A 1475-nucleotide genomic window follows, 5' to 3' on the forward strand; every position below is an offset into this window, starting at 1 on the left:
GAGGTTGTCCCGAGTCTCGTGGATCTTCGGTGACGGTCTGGGTTGATTCTATGCGGCGCGCAGTTGCTTGACGGGCTTGTCGGCGTGCTCCGTCCGGGTGGTTTCTTCGAGTGCTGTGATCAGGGCGGGCATCTGCTTGTGTCCCTTGACGCGGCGGAACTGTGTAGCGGCTTGCTTCATCCCGGCCGCGGCCTGGCGCATCACCATCATCCCGTCGCGCCAGCGGGTGACGTTACGGTTCACGCGCCGGGCGATCGAGAACATCGACTCGATCGGGTTGGAGGAGATCAGTGTCCGGGCGAGGGTGCCGGTGATCCCGAGGCGGGCGACCGTGAACAGCTCGGGCAGGCCCTCGCGCAGCGACGCGGCAGCGCCGGGGTGCTTGCGCTCGAGAGCCTTGGCCAGATCACGGGCCGCCTGCTCGCCCCGGTCCGGGTTGGCGTCGGCGAGGATCGCGTCGAGTTTGCGCCCGACCCAGGCGCGCTCGGCCTCGGGAAGGTGCTCGATCACATTGCGGCGCTTGTGAATCTGGCACCGCTGGATCACGACCGTGTTCCCGAACACGGCTTTGAGGCCGGCCGCCAGGGCCTTGCCGCCGTCGACGACGGCCAGCAGGCCGCCCTCGGCCGACAGGCCACGTTCGACGAGGTCCGCGAGCAGCGCGGTGACCACGGCCTTGTTCTCGGTCGCGCCCTCCCACAAGCCCAGCGGGGTCTTGGTACCGTCCGCACCGGTCCCGAGCGCCACGACCATGCAGTGATCCGCCATGTGCACCCCGTCGACCATGAGGACTTTGACGTCCAGACCGGCGAGCGGGGCGGCCAGCAGCTCATCGAGGGCGATCTCGGTCTCACGCACGAACCGGCGCGAGACGGCCGAACGGGAGGTCGACTTCGCCGCCGAGGCGACCGCGGCGCCGACCGGTTCCAGGGTGCGCGCCTGGCGGCGGGTGGCGACCCCTGCGAGCATCTTCTCCATCACCACCGCGGTCAACTGGTCCTCCGCGGCGAACGCCTGATACGCGGCCAGCGCCACCTCGGCGCCCTCGAGGGTGCGCGCCCGCGGCCGGGTGACCTCGACCTTCCGCCCGCCGAGGGTGACCGAGCCGCGCTCGCGCCCGTGCCGGACCGCAGTGCGCGCCGCGTCGTGCCGGCCCTTCGGCCCGACGGCCTCGGTGATCTCCTGCTCGAACATCGCCTGCATCACGGCCATCCCGGCCGCCACGCTCAACGCCAGCAGCCCCTCGCGCGCCGCACCGGCGATATCGCCGAGCACCGCGGCCAGTTCCTCGGGCAACTCGGGCTTGCCCGGCGCCGTGTCGGGAGCCTCGAGCAGGCGCAGAGCAGGTACGTTCTTCTTCACGGTGGTCCCTCATCTCGGATGATTCTTGGCAGATTCACCCGATACCTACCAACTGGCAGGCTTCAGGTGGGGGACCGCCACCTGCGAAGTTCTACGAGAGTCGGGACATCCTC

1 protein-coding gene is annotated in these 1475 nt (G+C 69.8%); it reads right to left on the reverse strand.

Features of this window, described 5'->3' with window-relative positions; translation table 11 throughout:
• Nucleotides 1–48 precede the first annotated feature (48 nt).
• Nucleotides 49–1341 (reverse strand): IS256 family transposase, encoded by a 1293-nt coding sequence (locus KDL01_RS41070; protein ID WP_246577698.1) that lies wholly within the window; start codon nucleotides 1339–1341, stop codon nucleotides 49–51.
• Nucleotides 1342–1475 lie beyond the last annotated feature (134 nt).

It is taken from the genome of Actinospica durhamensis (assembly GCF_018139695.1).
GTDB classification, from domain to species: domain Bacteria; phylum Actinomycetota; class Actinomycetes; order Streptomycetales; family Catenulisporaceae; genus Actinospica; species Actinospica durhamensis.